This is a genomic window from Mesorhizobium sp. Primo-A, from assembly GCF_003997175.1.
GTDB classification, from domain to species: Bacteria; Pseudomonadota; Alphaproteobacteria; order Rhizobiales; family Rhizobiaceae; genus Mesorhizobium; species Mesorhizobium ciceri.
Genome location: NZ_RZTG01000008.1, coordinates 162,296 through 182,324 on the forward strand (window position 1 = coordinate 162,296; position 20,029 = coordinate 182,324).

A 20,029-nucleotide genomic window follows, 5' to 3' on the forward strand; every position below is an offset into this window, starting at 1 on the left:
AAGGGAGCTGAATTCTGACAAAACCACGCCGAAACAGCGGGATGGAGCCATATGCTGACTCTGTTGCAAAGCCCGGATTTTCACTGGTCGGCGAACCGTAGGTGGTGGGTCAGTCTGAAATCCCATCGGTCACTGAGCACTCAATCGCGTCGGACCGTGCATCGACGAACAGTCGGGTTCCATCTGTGAATTCAATCAGTACTTCTGCCGCACGAAACCGCCAAACGTGGATCACCATTTTTCCTGAGAGAAGTTTTGTCAATTCGACAGTTTCCTCTTCCAAATCCATCGGATTCTCCTAAGCCGCTGAGTGTTTCTTATACGGCCCGCGAACCGTTGGCTTCTCGGCTTCCTTTGCTTCGATCCACTGCCGAACCATGCGCCATCAGGACGCCGCGATGTTCTCGCGCAGCAGTCGCTCGGCGGCGGCGCGGGCCTCGTCGGTGATCGTGGCGCCGGCCAGCATGCGCGCGATCTCCTCTTGCCGCGCCGGCCGGTCCATCTCGGCAATGCCGGTCGCGACACGGTCGGTGGTGCCGGATTTGGAGATCAGGAAATGCGTCGCCGCGCGCGCCGCCACCTGTGGCGCGTGCGTCACCGACAGCACCTGCACGCGCTTCGACAGCCGCGCCAGCCTTTGGCCGATGGCGTCGGCGACAGCGCCGCCCACGCCGGTGTCGATTTCATCGAAAACCAGCGTCGGCGCCGAGCCACGGTCGGCCAGCGCCACCTTCAGCGCCAGAAGGAAGCGCGAAAGCTCGCCGCCGGAGGCCACCTTCATCATCGGCCCGGGCCGCGTGCCTGGATTGGTGCGCACCCAGAATTCGATCTGGTCAATGCCCTCTTCCATGCGGCTCTCGGCATCGCTCTTCATTTCCACGATGAAGGCCGCGCGTTCGAGCTTCAGGGCCGGCAGTTCCGCCATGACCGCCTTGGTCAGGCCGACCGCCGCCGCATGACGAAGCGAGGACAGCTGTGCGGCTGCGATGTCATACGTCTCGCGTGCCGCGGCGGCCTGCTTTTCCAGCCCGTGCAGGCGTTCCTCGCCGGCGTCGAGGTCGGCGAGATCGGCCGACATCGTGTCGCGCAGTTGCGCCAAATCGTCGACGGCGACGCTGTGCTTGCGTGAGGCCGCGCGCAACGAGAACAGCCGCTCCTCCGCTTTCTCCAGCCGCTGCGGATCATATTCGGTGGCGCGCAGTGCGGCCTCGACGCCCGATTGGGCCGCGTCGAGCGACAGCATCGCCTCGTCGAGCGACTTGACCACGTCGTCGAGCAGGCCTGGCGCCTCCGTCACCTTGCGTTGCAGCCGCCTCAGCAGGCTGGCCAGTTGCGGCAAGGGCGACGACGGGCCGGACAGCACATCCTGCGCGTCATGGATTTCGGACGCGATCTTCTCGGCCCGCATCATCGACGCGCGCAGTTCGGCAAGATCGGTCTCCTCACCCGGCTGCGGATCGAGCTTTGTCAATTCCGCCACCGCCGCACGCAGATAGTCGGCCTCGCGCGCCGCCGCCGCCACCTTGGCACGGTGGCGCGACAACTCCTGCTCGCAGGCGCGCCAATGCCGCCATGCCTCGCCAGTCGAGCGAACGGCGCCGAGATGGCCGCCGAAAGCATCGAGCACCTCGCGGTGAGCGCCGGGATCGACCAGAGCACGTTCATCGTGCTGGCCGTGGATCTCGACCAACGCGCGCCCGACATCGCGCATCAAGGTGACGCTCGAAGGCTGATCGTTGACGAAGACACGGGTACGGCCGTCCGCGGTCTGAAGGCGGCGCAGGATGATGTCGCCGTCATCCTCGATGGCATTGTCGGCTAGCAGCGCACGGGCCGGATGATTGCGCGGCACGTCGAAGACGGCGATAACCTGGCCTTGCGCCGCGCCATGGCGCACCAGCGACGCGTCACCGCGCGCACCAAGCGCCAGCGACAGGGCATCGAGCAGGATGGACTTGCCGGCACCGGTTTCGCCGGTCAGCACCGAAAGACCCGGCTGGAAGTCGATATCCAGCTTCTCGATCAGGACGATATCGCGGATCGACAGTCTGGAGAGCATCAGAACCCGAATCTAGGACGGCACGCGACCATTTGCAGTCGCAGCGGCGCACTATCTTTTTGTTTGAGCACCGGATCAATCCGAAAAAAGCGCTGCGTACGCTTCGATCCGATGCTCCAAGCAGGTTCCGCAAAAGTGTTCCGCGGTTTTGCGACAAGAACCTGCGACAAACAACGAAATCAGGCAGACGGCGCGTTGGCGAAGCCCGCGACGTCTGCTTGGGGGGTCAAGCCCCGGTGATCAATTTCCCGGCCTTGGATATCCACGATCCGGCATTTTCGCGCGGTGCAAGCCCATTGCTTTGCAACAGCTTGTAGGAATCCTTGTACCACGAGCTGTCGGGATAGTTGGTGCCGAGCACGGCGGCGGCCGTCTGCGCCTCCGAAGTCAGACCCATCGCGTAATAGCTTTCGGTCAGGCGGGCGAGCGCCTCCTCGACATGGCGCGTGTTGGAATAATTCTCGACCACGGTGCGGAAGCGCTTGACGGCGGCGATGTATTCCCGGCGCTCGAGATAGTAGCGGCCGATCTGCATTTCCTTGCCGGCCAACTGATCGTTGGCGAAGCGGATCTTTTCCTTGGCGTCGTCGACATATTCCGATGTCGGCCAGCGCGTCACCAGATCCTGCATTGTCTGAACGGTTTGGCGCGCTTCCTTCTGGTCCTGCGTCACGTCCTTGATCTGGCGGTAATAGCTCAAGCCGATGATGTACTGCGCATAGGCGGCGTCATCGGTCGATGGATAGAGCGTGAGGTAGCGCTTGGCCGAGCCGATCGCCTCGTCGTAATTGCCCTGGCGATAATCGGCGAAAGCGCCCATCACCATCGATTTGCGAGCCCATTCCGAATAGGGGTGCTGGCGGTCGACGGCGTCGAACTTGCGGCTCGCCTCCTGCAGGCGTCCGGCATTGAGATTGGCAAGGCCCTGATTGTAGAGAACATCGGCCGGTTCGGTCTGGTCGACATAGGTCGACAGGTCGATATCTTTCTCCGACGACATGCAGGCCGACAGGAAGAGCGATGGAACAACTACTGAAAGCGCCAGGAAAACGGCCCTCTGCGGTGCTTTCAATTGACCAACTCGCTTGAAGAACATGATTGGATCTCGCCCTTTCGGCGCTATTTCAATGCCAGTTGCATGCCATTGTTTCAAAACTGGTCCCCACTTTTGAACGACATGCACTAATCGACGGCAGCAGCCATAAACCATAACCGCCTTGCCCGGCAACGCTATCTCCGGCCAATCGCACATTTTTGTGGCGGCCGGACGCAGCTTGGACATCAATGCAATTTCACTGGCGGGTGGTGCATTCCTGCAACACGCGCAATTCCCCATGGAACCCGAAAAACCTGGGAAAATCAGATCATCCAGGGCGCGTAGAGCGGCGCGTTGACGGCGTTCATCTCGGCGCTGCGGCCACGCTCCCGGCGCGTCGTCTCGACGATCTCGAACGCCGTGCGATCCGACAGCAGGCGGCGCAGGGCCGCGGCATTCATCCTGTGGCCGCCGCGATAGGAGCGGAAGCAGCCGATGAAACGGGCGCCGGCCAGCGCCAGGTCGCCCATGGCGTCCAGCGTTTTATGGCGCACGAATTCGTTGGGATAGCGCAGGCCGCCCATGTTGATGACGCGGTTGTCGTCGCCGATCACCAGCGAATTCTCCAGCGAGGAGCCGAGCGCATAGCCTGCAGCCCACAGCCGCTCGACATCCTTCATGAAGCCGAAGGTGCGGGCGCGCGCGATGTCGCGACGGAAAATATCGGCATTGAGGTCGGAGGCAAACAGCTGACGGCCGATCGCCGGGCTTTCGAAGTCGATCTCGATCTCGAAACGGGTTCCGTCATAGGGCCGAAACTCCGCCCACGAGGCGCCGTTCTCGATGCGGACCGGCTTGATGACCCTGATATAGCGGCGCTTGACCGAAAGCGTCTCGATGCCCGCCTGGTCGATGGCTTCGACGAACGCCATGGCGCTGCCATCGAAGATCGGAACCTCGGAACCGTCGATCTCGACAGCGACATTGTCGATGCCGAGCCCAAACAGCGCCGCCATGATGTGCTCGACCGTGGCGATATGCTCGCCGGCGGGATCACCAAGCATGGTGCACAGGTCGGTGGCGCCGACTTCCGAAACCAGGGCACGAAACTCGCGGCCCTGCTCGGCACCGTTGAAAAGCTGGAAAACGATGCCGGTGTCGGCATCCGCCGGCATGAAGCTGATGGACACTTCCTTGCCGCTGTGGACGCCGGTGCCGGTAAGCGACGCGCGCGTCTTCAATGTCGTCTGATAGTCGTGCAAGACAATCCCCATAAGCCCGTAATGCCTAGGTCCGCTTCTCCAGCCCGAGGGCGCGGCTCTTGTGTGAATCGGTTGGCAGGGCGACTTCCCCCGAAATCCCGGCAAACCGATGATGGTAGGCAGCGAAGATAATGTCCCGTCAGGGAGACTCCAAATCACGGTTTCTTACTCTGTGTAACCGCGAACTGGAATGGGTGCGACTTTGTAAGTTATTGAAATCACATCATTTAAAACGTTAACAGGCAAGCGATTCCTCGCTTGCCTGTTAACAAATGTTACAGTCCGTTTACCAATCAGTTGGCCTGGCGGCGCAGGAACGCCGGAATCTCCAGCTGATCGTCTTCCTGAGTCGTCCTCACCTGCGGCGTCAGGCGGCCCTGATCGTCGAGTTGGCCACGGCGCGGCGCATAGAGCTGCGCATCCTGGCTGGCGAGGCGGCGCACTTCGGGCGCCGCCTGGCGCAGCTTGGGCTCACGCGGCTGCGCCGGCTGCAGCCTTGCGGGTTCTTCCTCGCGGCGGGTCAGTCCGTTGGTCAGGCGCTTCAGCAGGCCCATCGGTCCGCTGTTGTTCTCGTGGTCCACCGGGCGGCTCTTGGCATCCACCTCGGCCTTGACGACCGGCGGAAAGTCCTCGACGCGCGGCATACGCTGAGGTGCCATGGCAACAGGCTGCGGGGCTTCGCGCAGCATCTCGCGCGGCTGCGGGGCCGGCTGCATCTGCTGGACCACCGGCTGCGGCATCGGCTGTGCTGGCGGCGCCTGGAAGATCTTGCTCTGTGGGCGGAAATCTTCTGCGTGAGCGACAGGAGCCGGGCGCGCCTGCGCCATCGCCGCGGCATTGGCTTCGGCCAGTTGGATGGCTTCGGCGACAGGGTCGACAGCGCGTGGCTCGTAGGCCGCCTGCTGAACAGGCGCCGGGCGAGCCTCCGCGATCTGAGCCGCCGGGCGGCTGACCGGCTTCGGAGGCGCCGTGCGGATCGAGATCGGCGCAGCGGCGATTTCAGCCGCCGATTTGTCGATGCCGGTGGCAACCACCGAGACGCGGATGACGCCTTCGAGTTCCTCGTCGAAAGTGGCGCCCAGGATGATGTTGGCGTCCTGGTCGACTTCCTCGCGGATACGGGTCGCCGCTTCGTCGACTTCGAACAGCGTCAGGTCGCGGCCGCCCGTGATCGAGATCAGCAGGCCCTTGGCGCCCTTCATCGAGGTTTCGTCGAGCAGCGGGTTGGCGATCGCCGCTTCGGCGGCGGCCATCGCGCGGCCCTCGCCCGAAGCTTCGCCGGTGCCCATCATCGCCTTGCCCATCTCGCGCATGACCGAGCGCACGTCGGCGAAATCGAGATTGATCAGACCTTCCTTGACCATCAGGTCGGTGATGCAGGCGACACCGGAATAGAGCACCTGGTCGGCCATGGCGAAGGCATCGGCGAAGGTGGTCTTGTCATTGGCCAGCCGGAACAGGTTCTGGTTGGGGATGACGATCAGCGTATCGACGCATTTCTGCAATTCCTCGATGCCGAAGTCCGCGGTCTTCATGCGGCGCTGGCCTTCGAAGTGGAACGGCTTGGTGACGACGCCGACGGTGAGGATGCCCTTTTCGCGCGCTGCGCGGGCAACGACGGGAGCAGCACCGGTGCCGGTGCCGCCGCCCATACCGGCTGTCACGAAGCACATATGGGTGTTGGTCAGGTGATCGAGGATTTCATCGATGCACTCTTCCGCCGCCGCACGGCCGACTTCCGGCTGCGATCCCGCACCGAGCCCCTCGGTGACGTGAGCGCCGAGCTGGATCAGGCGGCCTGCCTTCGACATGGTCAGCGCCTGCGCGTCGGTGTTGGCCACCACGAACTCGACGCCGCGCAAACCGGCGGTGATCATGTTGTTGACGGCATTGCCGCCGCCGCCGCCGACACCGAACACGGTGATGCGCGGCTTAAGCTCGGTGATGTCCGGCTTTTGCAGATTGATGGTCATTGTCTCCGTCCTTTGCCTTTCACGCCGCTTCGCCGCCGCGGCCGCCTATGGGGCTGTCCCCGTCAATTTTAGAAACTGTCTCTCAACCACTGACTCATGCGATGCAGTTTTCCGCCCGTTCCGGTCATTTTGAGACCGGAAATTCCTTTCGCCGGATGGCTCTCGAAGCTCGCCATCTGCGGGTAGATCAGAAGCCCCACCGCGGCCGAGAAGGCCGGCCCCTTCGCCGCTTCCGGCAGGCCGGCCACGCCGAGCGGGCGGCCGATGCGCACATTTCGTCCCAGAATGCGGCGCGCCGCCTCCGGCAGGCCGGCAAGCTGGCTGGCGCCGCCGGTAAGAACCACACGCTTGCCCACTGCATTGCCATAGCCGGACTTGTTCAGCCGGTCGCGCAGCAGTTCGAGCGTCTCGTCGATGCGGGCGCGCACGATGCGCGTCATCACCGAGCGCGGGATCTGCAAGGGCACGTCGCCATCGTCACCGATCGGCTGGATCGAGACCAGGTCGCGATCGTCGGCGCTGCCGGGCAGCGCCGAACCATGCATCACCTTCAGCCGTTCGGCGGCATCAAGCGAGGTCGACAGCCCCTTGGCCATGTCCAGCGTGACATGGTTGCCGCCGATGGCGATGGCGTCGCCATGGACGAACTTGCCTTCCGAAAACACCGAGATCGTCGTCGTGCCGCCGCCCATGTCGATGCAGGCCGCACCCATTTCCAGCTCGTCGTCGACCAGCGCCGCCAGCCCGCTGGCATAGGGCGTCGCCACCATGCGCTCGACCGACAGATGCGAACGGTTGATGGACAGCTCCAGATTGCGCATCGGCGCGGCGTCGCCGGTCAGCACATGCATGTCGACGCCGAGTGCGTCGCCGACCATGCCGCGCGGATCGCGCACGCCGCGTTCGGCATCCAGCGAGAAGCCGACGGGAAGCGAATGGATCACTTCGCGCTCGGCCTTCAGCGCCTGCTTGGCGCCTGCACCGAGAACGCGCTTGATGTCGGCCTCGTCGGCCTCGTGGCCGCCAAGATTGATGGTGGCGGAGAAGGCTTCGCTCTTCAGCCGGCCGGCCGTCATGTTGACGATCAGCGAATCAACCGTCAGCCCGGCCATGCGCTCGGCTGCGTCGACGGAAAGGCGGATGGCATGCTCCGCCCTGTCGAGATCGACCACGACACCCGACTTCACGCCTTGCGACTTCTGATGGCCGATGCCGATCACCTGGATCCGGTGCGAACGGCCGCGCAGCAGCTTGCCGTCATCGCACGGCTTGAGCTTGGCCACCATGCAGCAGACCTTGCTCGAACCGACATCCAGCACCGTCAGGGTGCCAGACCGGCGCGACGCGGCATCGCCAGGACTGCCAAGCCAGCTCATATCTTCGTCTCCGGCTTGCGCTTCAGGCTCTTGGGTTTCTCGTTGAGGGCGGCTTCGCGCTGCGTCGCCGCTTCCGCCGTCAACTGGACGACCAGCCGGTCCGTCAGGCGCATGTCGACGGCGGCGATGTCGCGCGACAGCAAACCGTTGTCATGATCCATCTTCACGAGTTCGGCGAGCGCCTGATCCTCGTCGTCCTCGGGAAGCTTGATGGTGATGCCATTGTCCAGCTTCAGGTCCCAGCGCCGTTCGCCGACACGGATATAACCTTTGATCCGGTTCGCGAGCTCGGGATATTTTTCGACCTTGGCCAGGAAATCGGGCGCGCTCGCCGGCGCGCCGGTGCCGATCAGCAGAGGCAGAAGCACCTGCTTGCCGCCCGAGAACGGCGCGATCATGGCGCCATTCTTCTCGATGACCGAAAGCTCGTCACCCTGCTGCCAGAGCGCGAAAGCCTCACGCTCCTCGACACGCACTTCCAGCGTATGCGGATAGACCTTGCGCACCGCCGCGACCTCGATCCACGGCAAGGTCGCAATTCGTTCCCGCGCGGCCTCGGCATTAAAGCCGATCAGCGACGTCCAGCCGTCGAGTTCAAGCCTGTCGAGTATATCGATTTCCGAGGTCTGGCGATTGCCCACCACCTTGACCTGATCGACGGCAAATCCGGTACGGGCGGTGATGCTCTGCACGATACCGTCGACATGACCGCCGAGATAGGCGCCATAGGCACTGCTCGAGAAAATCAGCACGGCCGACATCATGGCCGCGGAAAAGCGTGGCGCCTGGAATTCTCCGACACCGAGGCGCGCCATAATGCGCACCGGGCGGCGCAGCATCCGCGGCAGCACGAAATGGTCCAACGACAACGACAGGCCGAACAGCGCCGGACCGGCCGCGCCCCTCTCCCTACCCTGTCCCCATTTCAACGCAGACACGAAGCGTCCTCCACCATCCAACTCAACAAATCGCCAAACGAGTGCCCGGCATGGGCGGCGATTTCAGGCACCAAGGACGTCGGCGTCATACCCGGCTGGGTGTTGACCTCGAGCCAGACAATCTCGCCGTTTTCGGAATGCCGATCGTCATAACGGAAGTCCGACCGGGAAACGCCCCGACAGCCGATCGCTTGGTGAGCCTTGAGCGCCAGTGTTTGTATTTTTTGGTAAATATTCGGTGAAACTTTTGCGGGGCATTCGTGCTTTGATCCCCCGGCGACATATTTTGAATCATAGTCGTAGAAGGAATGGCCGGTCGGGATGATCTCGCAGACCCCCAGCGCCACATCGCCCATCACCGCGCAGGTCAGCTCCCTGCCGTGGATGTAGCGCTCGACCATGACGGTATCGCCATATTTCCACTCCGACGAGCCAAGAACCTGCGGCGGATGCGACTGGCCTTCATGCACGATGACGACACCAAAGCTCGAACCCTCATTGACCGGCTTGACCACATAGGGCGGCTTCATCGGATGCTTGTTCTGGATGGCGAAGCGGCTGGCGACCTTCGATTCGGCGACCACGATGCCGACCGACTTGGCAACCCGTTTGGCCTGCTCCTTGTTCATGGCCAGAGCCGAGGCGAGCACGCCGGAATGGGTGTAGGGAATGCCGAGATATTCGAGGATGCCCTGGATGGTGCCATCCTCACCAAAAGGGCCGTGCAGCGCATTGAAGGCGACATCGGGCTTGAGCTCGGCAAGCACGGAGCCGACATCGCGCCCGACATCGACGCGGGTGACCTGGTAACCTTCCTTCTCAAGCTCATCGGCGCAAGCCTTTCCGGAGGACAGGGACACGGGCCGCTCGGACGAAAAACCACCCAGCAGGACGGCCACATGCTTGTTTTTCATTCCCCGGCATCCCCTCTCTCACGGCGGACCAAAACCAGATTTTCCGCAACATTGAGTCAGAGTCTCCCGGCAGGTTGCCCCCCCAGACGGAAAACGCTGAAAACGCGTCGAACGACTCAAATCAGGAAACGCTTTCGAGCAGAGAATCAGAGAGTTGATTCACTGGCAAGTGCTTACGATTCCGAGAGATTCACTTTCTAAGAAAATGGATGCGAAAAGCGTGTCGTTGAGTCTTTGCGGCAACGGTCGCGGACCGTTTTTCGCCTCGTTGAAGTTCATGCATCACATGAACTTCAACGAGGCGCTAGGTGTGTCGAGATTCAGGTCAGGCCGAGTCGAAAACGATGGCTTTCGAGAACCGGAGCGGAGCATCACCTGAATATCAGCGCACCTTAAAGGAGCTGCCCGAGAAACTCCTGAACGGCATGCCCTGGCCGGAAATTGCCGATGCGCTTGATTTCCCATTGCAGCCGGATACCGGAATTCTCCAGCACCCGCGTGCGCACCGTCTCGCCGAGATATTCAAGGTCGTAGCCGGTCGCGGTTCCGGTGTTGATCATGAAGTTGCAATGCATCGGCGACATCTGCGCGCCGCCGATCATCAGGCCGCGGCAGCCCGCTTTGTCGATCTCCTTCCAGGCCGATGTGCCGTCGGGATTCTTGAAGGTCGAGCCGCCGGTCTTTTCGCGGATCGGCTGCACGGTCTCACGATGGTTCTGCACGGCCTCCATCGCAGCCTTGATGGTCGCCCTGTCCTCGGCAAAGCCTTCGAACACGGCGGAGGTGAAGATCAGCCCGGAGGGAGCCGCCGAATGGCGATAGGCGTATCCCATATCGGCATTGCTCAGCGTCTGCACATTGCCCTTGCGATCGAGTGCTCGCACTTCGATGACGCGCTCGCGCGTCTCGACGCCATTGGCGCCGGCATTCATTCGCAGCGCACCGCCGATTGCACCCGGAATGCCGTGGTAGAAATGAAAGCCGCCAATGCCGGCCTCGAGCGCCACCGCTGCGACGCGCTTGTCGGGGGTCGCAGCTCCCGCCTTGATCCTGATTGGCGAAATCACCTCGGCATCGCCGAAGCCCTTGGCCGAAAGCCGAATGACAAAGCCCTCGATGCCGCCATCGCGGACCAGAAGGTTGGAGCCGACGCCGACGACCGTCAGCGGTATCTCTTCGGGAACGGCTTTCAGGAACGCGGCAAGGTCCTCCTCATCGGCCGGCTGGAACAACGCTTCAGCCAGCCCCCCGGCACGGAACCAGGTGATCTTGTCCATCTCGGCGTTCGGCGTCAGGCGGCCACGCAGGCCGGCAAGCCGGTCGCCAAGTCTGTCGATCAGGGCCTGGCCGTGCCTCATGAGACGGTCCCGCCAAGCTCCTTGGGCAACGCATAGGCCCATTGGGTGATGTTGCCGGCTCCAAGGAAGACGACGAAATCGCCCGGCTTGGCCAGATCACGGACGATGGGCGCAATCGCCGCCGGGCCCTCGATGTAGCGCGCGTCGCGATGACCGCCGGCGCGGATGCGCGACACCAGCGCGTCCGAGCTGACGCCGTCGATCGGCTCTTCGCCGGCGGCGTAGACCGGCGCCACCATTACTGTGTCGGCGTCGTTGAAGCAGGTGGAAAACTCGTTGAACAGATCATGCAGCCGGGTGAAGCGATGCGGCTGGGCAATGGCGATGACACGACCCTGGGTGGCGCTGCGCGCCGCCTTCAGCACCGCCGAGATCTCGACCGGATGGTGGCCGTAATCGTCGAATATTTCGACGCCGTCCCACGAACCGGTATGGGTGAAGCGGCGCTTGACGCCGGCGAAGGACGACAGGCCCTTCTTGATCGCCTCGGCCGACAGGCCGAGTTCGTGCGCGACCGCGATTGCTGCCGTCGCGTTGGAGACGTTGTGACGGCCGGGCATCGGCAGGCGCAGGCCTGCTATGACAGTCTGGCCGCCGGTCTTGCGGTCGCGGATCACCACGTCGAATTCCGAAATGGCACCTGACATGCGGTGATTGGTAAAGCGCACGTCGGCCTGCGCATTCTCGCCATAGGTGATGACCCGGCGGTCCTCGATGCGGCTGACCAGCGCCTGCACTTCGGGGTGATCGGTGCACATCACGCCAAAACCGTAGAACGGAACGTTCTCGACAAACTGGCGGAACGCCTCGCGCACCTTGTCGAAGCTGCCATAGTGGTCAAGATGCTCGGGGTCGATGTTGGTGACGACCGCGATCTCGGCCGGCAGTTTCAGGAAGGTGCCGTCGCTCTCGTCGGCCTCGACCACCATCCATTCGCCGTCGCCCATGCGGGCGTTGGTGCCGTAGGCATTGATGATGCCGCCATTGATCACGGTCGGATCGAGCCCGCCCGCATCGAGCAAGGTCGCCACCATCGAGGTCGTCGTCGTCTTGCCATGCGTGCCGCCGATCGCCACCGCCTGGCGAAAGCGCATCAGTTCGGCCAGCATCTCGGCCCGGCGCACGATCGGCAGCAGCTTTTCGCGCGCGGCCTTCAGCTCAGGGTTGGATTTCTTGATCGCCGTCGAGACGACCACCACCTCGGCATCGCCGAGATTCTCGGCCCTATGGCCGACGAAGCATTCGATGCCCTTGTCGCGCAGCCGCTGCACATTGGCGCTTTCGGCCTGGTCGGACCCTTGCACCTTGTAGCCGAGATTGTGCAGCACTTCGGCAATGCCGCTCATGCCGATGCCGCCAATGCCGATGAAATGCACAAGGCCGATGGTCTGCGGCATCTTCATGCTTGCGTCCCCTTCCTGAAATCCGAAACGGTTTTTTTGGACGCAATAGCCTCTGTAAGATCGGCGAGCAACCGTGCCGCGTCCGGCCTGCCGGCCGATTTCGCACCCGCCGCCATTGCCGTCAGCCGATCGGGGTCGTCCATCAGCCCGCCGACAAGCGCTGCGATGCGTTCGGACGAGAGCGAGGATTGCGGATGCACTTCGCCGCCGTCGGCAGCGGCAAGGGCCGCCGCGTTCGCCGCCTGATCGTGATCGAGCGCATGGGGGTAAGGCACCAGCAGCGCCGGCCGGCCGATGACGGCGATCTCCGAGACGGTCGAGGCGCCGGAACGCGAGATCACCAGATGAGCGGCCGCCATGCGTGCCGCCATGTCGGTGAAGAAGGGCGAGACCTCGACGGCGACGCCAAGGGTGGCATAGACCGCCTTGACCCGCGCCACGTCATCGGCGCGCGCTTGTTGGGTAATGACCAGCCGTTTGCGCTGGGCGTCGGAAAGCAGCGCAATGGCTCCCGGCACGGCATCGGAAAAGAATTGGGCGCCCTGGCTGCCGCCAAAAACCAGCAGGCGGAACGGTTGATCCCCGGCAGATGCCGCATAGGCAGTCTTGGCCGCTTCCAGCACCGCAGGCCGGACCGGATTGCCTGTCGTCACCGTCTTGACCCCGGCTGCACTGCTGTCCTGCGGCAGGAAGCCGCCGGCGATCGCGTCGACACGGCCGGCCAGCGCCCGGTTGGCGCGCCCCATCACCGCGTTCTGCTCATGGATCAGGGTCGGTACCTTGCGCCGTGTCGCCGCGTAGAGCGGCGGCAAGGTTGGATAGCCGCCGAAGCCGACGACGGCATCCGGCTTGATCCTGGCGATGACGGCAGAAGCCTGGCGCACGCCGCGCCAGATTTTCCAGAAGGCACCAAGCAGGGCAAAAGGATTTTTCGAGCCCATCGTCGCCGACTGGATCGGGTGGACGGCAGCGGCCGGAAAATGGCCGGCGAAACGCTCGGCACGGTCGTCGGTTGCCAGGTGCACCGACCAGCCGCGCTCGTTCAGCTCATGCGCCAGCGCCTCGGCCGGGAAAAGATGCCCACCGGTGCCGCCTGCCGCGAGAAGGATGACGCCTCTGGCCATATCACTCCGCCGGCACGGCGCGTTGCGACAGGCCAAAGCCCATCTGCTTGCGCTTTTCCGGCCGCTTGCGTGTCAGCGCCAGCACCATCCCCATCGAGATGGCGATGGCGATCTGCGAAGAGCCGCCATAAGAGATGAACGGCAGCGTCATGCCCTTGGCCGGCACAAGCTGGAGGTTGACGCACATGTTGATGACCGCCTGCAGGCCGAAGACGGTGACGAGGCCGCCGACCGCATAGCGGGTGAAATCGTCATGCTCCTTCAGCGCCGTGTTGAGGCCGCGCAGCACGATGAAGGCGAATATCGACATGATGAAGAAGCACATGATCAGTCCGAACTCTTCGCCTGCGACCGAGAAGACGAAGTCGGCATGGCTGTCGGGAATAACGCGCTTGACTGTGCCCTCACCTGGTCCGACGCCAAACCAGCCGCCATTGATCAGCGCGTCGCGTCCCATATCGACCTGGAATGTGTCGCCTTCGCCGGTAAGAAACTTGTCGATGCGCAAGGCAACGTGCGGGAACACCGTATAGGCGGCGAAAACGCCGCCGACGCCGGCGGCACCCAGCGCAACGATCCACAGCCAGGGCAGCCCGGCCATGAAAAACATGATGCCCCAGGTGCCGGTCGTCAGCATGGTCTGGCCGAGATCCGGTTGCGCCACCAGCAGCGACACGACCAGTACCAGCAGCAACATGGCGAACAGATTGCCGGGAATGTCGGGCTGGCGCTTGTGCTCAGCGAAAAGCCAGGCGCACATGATGACGAAGGCTGGTTTCAAAAATTCCGACGGCTGGATCGACAGGCCGGCAAGCGACACCCAGCGGCGTGCGCCCTTCACCTCGACGCCGATGTAGAGCACCGCCACCATCAGCACCAGCATCAGGCACAGCATGATCAGCGCCATGCGCCGGATCTGCCTGGAATCGAGGAACGACACAGCCAGCATCACGCCGAGCGCCGGTACGGTGAAGATGATCTGCCTGGTGGCGAAGTGGAAACTGTCGAGGCCGATGCGTTCGGCGACCGCCGGGCTCGCCGCGAAGGACAGCACGATACCGAGGCCCATCAGCGACAGGAACGCCGCCAGGAACCAGCGATCGATCGTCCACCACCAGGTCGCAACCGGACTTTTGTCGAGACGGCTCTGCATTATCGTGCCCCTCCGATGGGTTTCACACCCTCGATAGCATTCGCAGCTTGCCTGAAGGCTTCGCCGCGAACTTCGAAATTCTTGAACTGGTCGAAGCTGGCGCAGGCCGGCGACAGCAGCACCACCGCCTCGCCGCTGTCGTCCTTAGCCGCATCATGCGCGGCGTGCTCGACCGCCGCGGCCAGCGTGCCTGAAATCTCGTAGGGCACGGCCTCGCCCAGCGTCGCCGAAAACGCCGGCGCCGCCTCGCCGATCAGATAGGCCTTGGCGATGCGCGGGTAGAAACCGCGCAAGGGTTCGATGCCGCCTTCCTTGGGCAGGCCGCCGGCGATCCAGTAGATGCGCGCGAAGCTCGACAGCGCCGGCGCCGCAGCATCGGCATTGGTCGCCTTGGAATCGTTGATGAACAGCACATGGTCCTTGCGGCCGACCTGCTCCATGCGGTGCGCGAGGCCGGGAAAGCTTTCCAGCCCCGACTGGATCTCGCCAAGCTCCAGCCCGACCTTGAGGCAAGCGGCGACCGCAGCCAGAGCGTTCTGGGCATTGTGCTGGCCACGCAAGGAGCCGATGCCTTCGAGGAAGGCGACACGGCTGTAACGGCCGTGCACAGCTTCCATCAAATTGCTGCCATCGGCGAAATAGCCGTCGGTCAGCGGCAGGCGCTTGGAAATGCGGATGACATGCCGCCCCGCCCGCTCCAGCCGCTCGGCAATCTGCGCGCACCAGGAATCGTCGATGCCGACGATCGCCGTCTCGCTGCCGGCCACCAGCCGCTCCTTGATCGCGGCGTAGTGCTGCATGGTGCCGTGGCGGTCGAGATGATCGGGCGTCAGGTTGAGCAGGATGCCGGCCGTCGGATTGATCGAGGGCGCGAGGTCGATCTGGTAGGACGAACACTCGACGACATAGTGCCGATCGGGCTCGGGCGGATCGAGCGTCATCACCGCGCGGCCGATATTGCCGCCCATCTGGGCATCCCGTCCCGCGGCTTTCAGGATGTGCGCGGTCAGCGCGGTCGTCGTCGACTTGCCGTTGGTGCCGGTGATGGCGATGAAAGGCGCTGTCGGCGCGCTCAGCACCCGCTCGCGGCAGAAAAGCTCGATGTCGCCGATGATCTCGACGCCTGAGCCGCGCGCCAGTTCCACCGTCCAATGCGGCTTGGGATGCGTCAGCGGCACACCAGGCGACAGCACGAAGGCCGAGAATTTCGCCCAGTCGGCGCCGCGCAAATCAGCGGTCGCGATACCGGCAATGGCGGCCTTGGCCACACTGTCGGGATTGTCGTCCCAGGCCAGCACGTCCGCGCCGCCCTCGATCAGCGCGCGCGCCGTCGCGATCCCCGAGCCACCAAGCCCGAAGAGCGAAACGCGCTTGCCTGAAAAGGATGCGGCGGGGATCAAAGGGCTTCCTATCTCAGCTTGAGGGTCGACAGGCCGACCAGCGCCAGGATGACGGCGATGATCCAGAAGCGGATCACCACCTGGCTTTCGGTCCAGCCGAGCTTTTCGAAATGATGGTGGATCGGCGCCATCAGGAACACCCGCTTGCCGGTCATCTTGAAATAGCCGACCTGAATGATGACCGACAGGATTTCGACGACGAACAATCCGCCCACGATGACCAGCACGATCTCGTGCTTGGTGGCGACGGCGACCGTGCCGATCAGGCCGCCCATGGCCAGCGAGCCGGTGTCGCCCATGAAGATAGCCGCCGGCGGCGCGTTGAACCAGAGGAAGCCGAGGCCAGCGCCGATGACCGCACCGAGCACGACCGCGAGTTCACCGGTGCCGGGCACGAAATGGATCTGCAGATATTCGGCGAACACGGCGTTGCCGGAGAGATAGGCGATGACGCCGAAGGAGGCAGCCGCGATCATGATCGGCACGATCGCCAGGCCGTCAAGGCCGTCGGTCAGGTTCACCGCATTGCCGGCGCCGACGATGACGAAGCAGGAGAACGGAATGAAGAACCAGCCGAGATTGACGATGAATTCCTTGGCGAAGGGAAAAGTCAGCGACGACGAGAACGGCGCCTGGCCATTGTGCATGATCACCCAAGCGGCGATGCCGGCGATGACGAATTCCAGCGCCAGCCGTGCCTTGCCGGAAAAGCCGAGATGCGACTGCTTGGTGACCTTCAGATAGTCGTCGTAAAAGCCGATCGAGCCGAAGCCCAGCGTCACCAGCAGCACCACCCAGACATAGATGCTCGACAGGTTCGCCCACAAAAGCGACGAGCCGATGATGCCCGACAGGATCATCAGCCCGCCCATGGTCGGCGTGCCGGCCTTCTTGAAATGTGTCTGCGGCCCGTCGGCGCGGATCGGCTGGCCCTTGCCTTGCCGCAGCCGCAGCGAATTGATGATGGTCGGTCCAAAGATGAAGACGATCAGCGCCGACGTGATCAGCGCCCCACCGGTGCGGAAGGTGATGTAGCGGAAGACATTGAAGACCGAGACCTTGTCCGCAAAATCGACGAGCAGTGTGAACATGCGCTTTCGTCCCCCGACCTAGGTCTGTTTTCTGGTTGTCGATTCAGCCGGGAATTTGCCCAGCAGCGCATCGACCAGTTTTGCAAAACCGATGCCCTTCGACGATTTGATCATCACCACGTCACCCGGCTTGAGCGCGGCAAGCAGCACCGGCTTCAGCTCCTCGACACCGGCGCGGTATTCCGTCTTGATGTCAGCCGGCAGCGCTTCGGCCAGCGCCCGCATTTCCGGGCCGCCAAGAAAAACGGTCTGCGTGCCCGTGCCGACGATGAGATCGGCAAGGGCCGCATGCAGCTTGGTCGAATGGTCGCCGAGTTCGAGCATGTCGCCGAGCACGGCGATGCGGCGGCCCTCGCCCGTCACCGGCGTCGCGTTGAGCAACGCCATCGCAGCAGCCATCGATGCCGGATTGGCGTTGTAGCTTTCGTCGATCAGCGTGATCAGTCCACCGGGGTGGCTCGAAGTCGAACCACCGGGATGGCGCAGCACATGGCGCTTGCCGCGCCCGCGCTCGGCGGAGAGATCGGCCAGTGCTGAAGCAACCTTGTCGAGATCGGCGCCGACCAGATGCGCCGCACCCAGCACCGCCAGCACGTTCTGCACCATATGGCGACCGGGCGCGCCGATCCGCGCCGTCACTTCGTGGCCGCCGATCCTGGCGGTGATGTCGGAATGATCGGCATGCAGTTCGCATTTGGTGAGCTTGAAGGTAGAGCGCGCATTCTCGCCGAAGCCGTAGACGTGCTCGACACCGGCGGCATGGGCCATCTTGTCGAGCAGCTTGAATCGGGCATCGTCGCGGTTGAGGACGGCGGCCCCCTCGGGCTCCAACCCCTCGAAAATCTCGGCCTTGGCCTTGGCGATCTCGTCCAGATTACGGAAAAAGCCGAGATGCGCCGCCGCGATCATGGTGACGATGGCGACATGCGGCCTCACCATCTTGACCAGCGGACGGATCTCGTCGGGATGGTTCATGCCGATCTCGAACACGGCATAGTCGCAATCATCAGGCATCCGCGCCAAGGTCAGCGGCACGCCCCAGTGATTGTTGAAGGACTGCGCCGAGGCATGCACCTTGCCTACGGCTTGCAGCACATGGCGCAGCGCTTCCTTGGTGGTGGTCTTGCCGGCCGAACCGGTCACAGCGATGATTTTCGCGCTCGAGCGGGCGCGCGATGCAACTCCAAGCTTTTCCAGCGCGACCAGCACGTCCTCGACGACGATGATCGGCGCTGTCAACCGGCCGAGCGACGGCAGCTTGCCTTCGGCCACCACCAGCACGCCAGCGCCAGCCTTGATGGCGGCGGTTGCGAAGTCATGGCCGTCCATCGCCTCGCCCTTGATGGCGAAGAAGGCGTCGCCCGGCTGCAGGCTGCGGCTGTCGATCGAAATGCCTGAAATCCCCTCCGGCATCGGCCCGAGCGGCCGCCCGTCCATGGCGGCAACCAGCGCTTCGGAGGTCCACAGCAAGCTCATGCTGCGCGCTCCGTGAGTGCCGCGCGGACTTCCTCATGATCGGAGAAATGCAAGGTCTCGGAGCCGATCGTCTGGCCTTCCTCGTGGCCCTTACCGGCCACGATCAGCGTGTCGCCGGCATGCAGCATGGCGACCGCTTCGTGGATCGCCTGGCGCCGGTCGCCGATCTCGATGGCACCTGGAGCAGCGGCCAAAATAGCGGCACGGATCGTTTCCGGCACTTCGGAGCGCGGATTGTCGTCGGTGACGATGACGACATCGGCAAGCCGCGTCGCGATTTCGCCCATGATCGGCCTTTTTCCCCGGTCGCGGTCGCCGCCGCAGCCGAACACGACGATGACACGACCGGTGGTGAACGGCCGTACCGAAGCCAGCACGTTTTCCAGCGCGTCCGGCTTGTGGGCATAGTCGACATAGACCGGCGCGCCATTGCCGGTGGTGCCGACGAGGTCGAGCCGGCCCGGCGCGCCCTTCAGTTTCTCCAACGCTATCAGGGCCTTGGCGACAGGTGTTCCCGTGGAAATGGCAAGACCCGCCGAAACCAGCGCGTTCGAAATCTGGAAATCACCGGCCAGCGGCAGGTCGATCTCGTAGAGCACGCCGTCGGCCTCGACTTCGGCCCGCTGGCGGTGGCGTTCGTGCTCGACCCGCTTCAGCCTGAGGAAGTCGCCATGGCGGCCGACCGTCAGCACATTGAGCCCGGCAGCCTTTGCGGCCACGGTCGTCGGCGCCGACCATGGATCGTCGGCGAAGATCACGGCCGGCGCGCCCTTCGGCAGCAACGTGTCGAACAGGCGCAGTTTGGCGCGGTGATAATCCTCGATGGTCGGATGATAATCCATATGGTCGCGGCCGAGATTGGTGAAGCCGCCGGCGGCCAGCTTCACGCCGTCGAGGCGGCGCTGGTCGAGCCCATGGCTGGAGGCTTCCATCGAGGCGTGGGTGACGCCGGCATCGGCCAATTCCCGCAGCAATTGATGCAGGGCGACCGGATCGGGTGTCGTCAGCGAACCATAGTCGTTGCGCCCAGGCGCCACCACGCCGGTGGTGCCGATCGAAGCGGCGGCATAACCGGCTTGCTCCCAGATCTGCCTGGTGAAGGCTGCGACCGAGGTCTTGCCGCTGGTGCCGGTCACCGCGACCATGATCTCAGGCTGCTTGCCGAAATAGCGTGCCGCACTCTGCGCCAGCGCCAGGCGCGGATCGTCGACCGCCAGCACCGGAACCGGGAGCCCGGCAATGGTGCTGCCCTTGCCCGCCACGATCGCGGCCGCACCGCGCGCGGCGGCATCTGCGGCATAAACGGCACCGTCGGCCTTGGTTCCGGCGAGCGCAAAAAAGACAACGCCCGCTTTTACCTCGCGGGAATCCGAAGAAATCCCTGTAACCTCCAGATCGACGGAAGCTATTCCCTCGACGGGCAGGATACCGGCTAGATCTCTGAGCTTCATCGAGTCCCGTTCACC

Annotated in this window: 16 protein-coding genes; all 16 read right to left on the reverse strand. The window is 63.6% G+C overall.

The genetic code is table 11. The annotated features are described in order from the left end of the window. Window positions 1-109: 109 nt before the first annotated feature. The 16 genes from EOC83_RS16305 to EOC83_RS16380 all read right to left on the reverse strand — a co-directional run bounded on the left by EOC83_RS16305 (window position 110) and on the right by EOC83_RS16380 (window position 20,014). A complete protein-coding gene (locus tag EOC83_RS16305; protein WP_063168304.1) occupies window positions 110-289 on the reverse strand; it encodes a hypothetical protein in 180 nt (59 codons plus the stop codon). Window positions 290-385: 96 nt separating this feature from the next. Continuing rightward, on the reverse strand, window positions 386-2,059 hold the full coding sequence (gene recN, locus EOC83_RS16310; RefSeq protein WP_063168305.1) for a DNA repair protein RecN: 1,674 nt from the start codon (window positions 2,057-2,059) through the stop codon (window positions 386-388). A gap of 226 nt (window positions 2,060-2,285) precedes the next feature. Continuing rightward, entirely contained in the window at window positions 2,286-3,155 is an 870-nt protein-coding gene (locus EOC83_RS16315; RefSeq protein WP_063168306.1) for an outer membrane protein assembly factor BamD, read from the reverse strand. A gap of 263 nt (window positions 3,156-3,418) precedes the next feature. Next, window positions 3,419-4,369, reverse strand: a complete 951-nt coding sequence (gene lpxC, locus EOC83_RS16320; RefSeq protein WP_013530964.1) for a UDP-3-O-acyl-N-acetylglucosamine deacetylase — start codon at window positions 4,367-4,369, stop codon at window positions 3,419-3,421. Between the two features lie 281 nt (window positions 4,370-4,650). Then, window positions 4,651-6,330, reverse strand: a complete 1,680-nt coding sequence (gene ftsZ, locus EOC83_RS16325; RefSeq protein ID WP_063168307.1) for a cell division protein FtsZ — start codon at window positions 6,328-6,330, stop codon at window positions 4,651-4,653. 68 nt (window positions 6,331-6,398) lie between these two features. Next, a complete protein-coding gene (gene ftsA, locus EOC83_RS16330; RefSeq protein WP_013530962.1) occupies window positions 6,399-7,706 on the reverse strand; it encodes a cell division protein FtsA in 1,308 nt (435 codons plus the stop codon). Continuing rightward, window positions 7,703-8,644 carry a cell division protein FtsQ/DivIB gene (locus EOC83_RS16335; RefSeq protein ID WP_063168308.1) on the reverse strand — a complete coding sequence of 314 codons (942 nt, stop codon included), beginning with the start codon at window positions 8,642-8,644 and terminating at the stop codon, window positions 7,703-7,705. Before EOC83_RS16335 ends, ftsA begins: the two co-directional genes overlap by 4 nt. Next, window positions 8,632-9,558, reverse strand: a complete 927-nt coding sequence (locus EOC83_RS16340; protein WP_013530960.1) for a D-alanine--D-alanine ligase — start codon at window positions 9,556-9,558, stop codon at window positions 8,632-8,634. The genes EOC83_RS16335 and EOC83_RS16340 overlap by 13 nt, the downstream gene beginning before the upstream one ends. Before the next feature lie 392 nt (window positions 9,559-9,950). After that, entirely contained in the window at window positions 9,951-10,916 is a 966-nt protein-coding gene (gene murB, locus EOC83_RS16345) for a UDP-N-acetylmuramate dehydrogenase (protein WP_063168309.1), read from the reverse strand. Further along, the gene (gene murC / locus EOC83_RS16350; RefSeq protein ID WP_013530958.1) at window positions 10,913-12,319 is read right to left on the reverse strand and encodes a UDP-N-acetylmuramate--L-alanine ligase; all 1,407 of its coding nucleotides are present in this window, start codon (window positions 12,317-12,319) and stop codon (window positions 10,913-10,915) included. Before murC ends, murB begins: the two co-directional genes overlap by 4 nt. Beyond that, window positions 12,316-13,443, reverse strand: a complete 1,128-nt coding sequence (gene murG, locus EOC83_RS16355) for an undecaprenyldiphospho-muramoylpentapeptide beta-N-acetylglucosaminyltransferase (protein WP_063168310.1) — start codon at window positions 13,441-13,443, stop codon at window positions 12,316-12,318. Before murG ends, murC begins: the two co-directional genes overlap by 4 nt. 1 nt (window position 13,444) lies before the next feature. After that, complete coding sequence (ftsW, locus tag EOC83_RS16360) at window positions 13,445-14,596, reverse strand: putative lipid II flippase FtsW (RefSeq protein ID WP_013530956.1); 1,152 nt, start codon at window positions 14,594-14,596, stop codon at window positions 13,445-13,447. Next, window positions 14,596-15,996, reverse strand: a complete 1,401-nt coding sequence (gene murD / locus EOC83_RS16365) for a UDP-N-acetylmuramoyl-L-alanine--D-glutamate ligase (protein WP_063168311.1) — start codon at window positions 15,994-15,996, stop codon at window positions 14,596-14,598. The genes ftsW and murD overlap by 1 nt, the downstream gene beginning before the upstream one ends. Window positions 15,997-16,004: 8 nt before the next feature. Next, window positions 16,005-17,087, reverse strand: coding sequence for a phospho-N-acetylmuramoyl-pentapeptide-transferase (gene mraY, locus EOC83_RS16370; protein WP_013530954.1), 1,083 nt, complete (start codon window positions 17,085-17,087; stop codon window positions 16,005-16,007). A gap of 18 nt (window positions 17,088-17,105) precedes the next feature. After that, window positions 17,106-18,563, reverse strand: a complete 1,458-nt coding sequence (locus EOC83_RS16375) for a UDP-N-acetylmuramoylalanyl-D-glutamyl-2,6-diaminopimelate--D-alanyl-D-alanine ligase (protein WP_063168312.1) — start codon at window positions 18,561-18,563, stop codon at window positions 17,106-17,108. Then, window positions 18,560-20,014 (reverse strand): UDP-N-acetylmuramoyl-L-alanyl-D-glutamate--2,6-diaminopimelate ligase, encoded by a 1,455-nt coding sequence (locus tag EOC83_RS16380; RefSeq protein ID WP_063168313.1) that lies wholly within the window; start codon window positions 20,012-20,014, stop codon window positions 18,560-18,562. The genes EOC83_RS16375 and EOC83_RS16380 overlap by 4 nt, the downstream gene beginning before the upstream one ends. Window positions 20,015-20,029 lie beyond the last annotated feature (15 nt).

Bases quoted from the DNA above. Each gene is read 5' to 3' on its own strand.
- EOC83_RS16305 (WP_063168304.1), bottom strand. From the start codon at position 289: ATGGATTTGGAAGAGGAAACTGTCGAATTGACAAAACTTCTCTCAGGA.
- recN (WP_063168305.1), bottom strand. From the start codon at position 2,059: ATGCTCTCCAGACTGTCGATCCGCGATATCGTCCTGATCGAGAAGCTG.
- EOC83_RS16315 (WP_063168306.1), bottom strand. From the start codon at position 3,155: ATGTTCTTCAAGCGAGTTGGTCAATTGAAAGCACCGCAGAGGGCCGTT.
- lpxC (WP_013530964.1), bottom strand. From the start codon at position 4,369: ATGGGGATTGTCTTGCACGACTATCAGACGACATTGAAGACGCGCGCG.
- ftsZ (WP_063168307.1), bottom strand. From the start codon at position 6,330: ATGACCATCAATCTGCAAAAGCCGGACATCACCGAGCTTAAGCCGCGC.
- ftsA (WP_013530962.1), bottom strand. From the start codon at position 7,706: ATGAGCTGGCTTGGCAGTCCTGGCGATGCCGCGTCGCGCCGGTCTGGC.
- EOC83_RS16340 (WP_013530960.1), bottom strand. From the start codon at position 9,558: ATGAAAAACAAGCATGTGGCCGTCCTGCTGGGTGGTTTTTCGTCCGAG.
- murB (WP_063168309.1), bottom strand. From the start codon at position 10,916: ATGAGGCACGGCCAGGCCCTGATCGACAGACTTGGCGACCGGCTTGCC.
- murC (WP_013530958.1), bottom strand. From the start codon at position 12,319: ATGAAGATGCCGCAGACCATCGGCCTTGTGCATTTCATCGGCATTGGC.
- murG (WP_063168310.1), bottom strand. From the start codon at position 13,443: ATGGCCAGAGGCGTCATCCTTCTCGCGGCAGGCGGCACCGGTGGGCAT.
- ftsW (WP_013530956.1), bottom strand. From the start codon at position 14,596: ATGCAGAGCCGTCTCGACAAAAGTCCGGTTGCGACCTGGTGGTGGACG.
- mraY (WP_013530954.1), bottom strand. From the start codon at position 17,087: ATGTTCACACTGCTCGTCGATTTTGCGGACAAGGTCTCGGTCTTCAAT.
- EOC83_RS16375 (WP_063168312.1), bottom strand. From the start codon at position 18,563: ATGAGCTTGCTGTGGACCTCCGAAGCGCTGGTTGCCGCCATGGACGGG.
- EOC83_RS16380 (WP_063168313.1), bottom strand. From the start codon at position 20,014: ATGAAGCTCAGAGATCTAGCCGGTATCCTGCCCGTCGAGGGAATAGCT.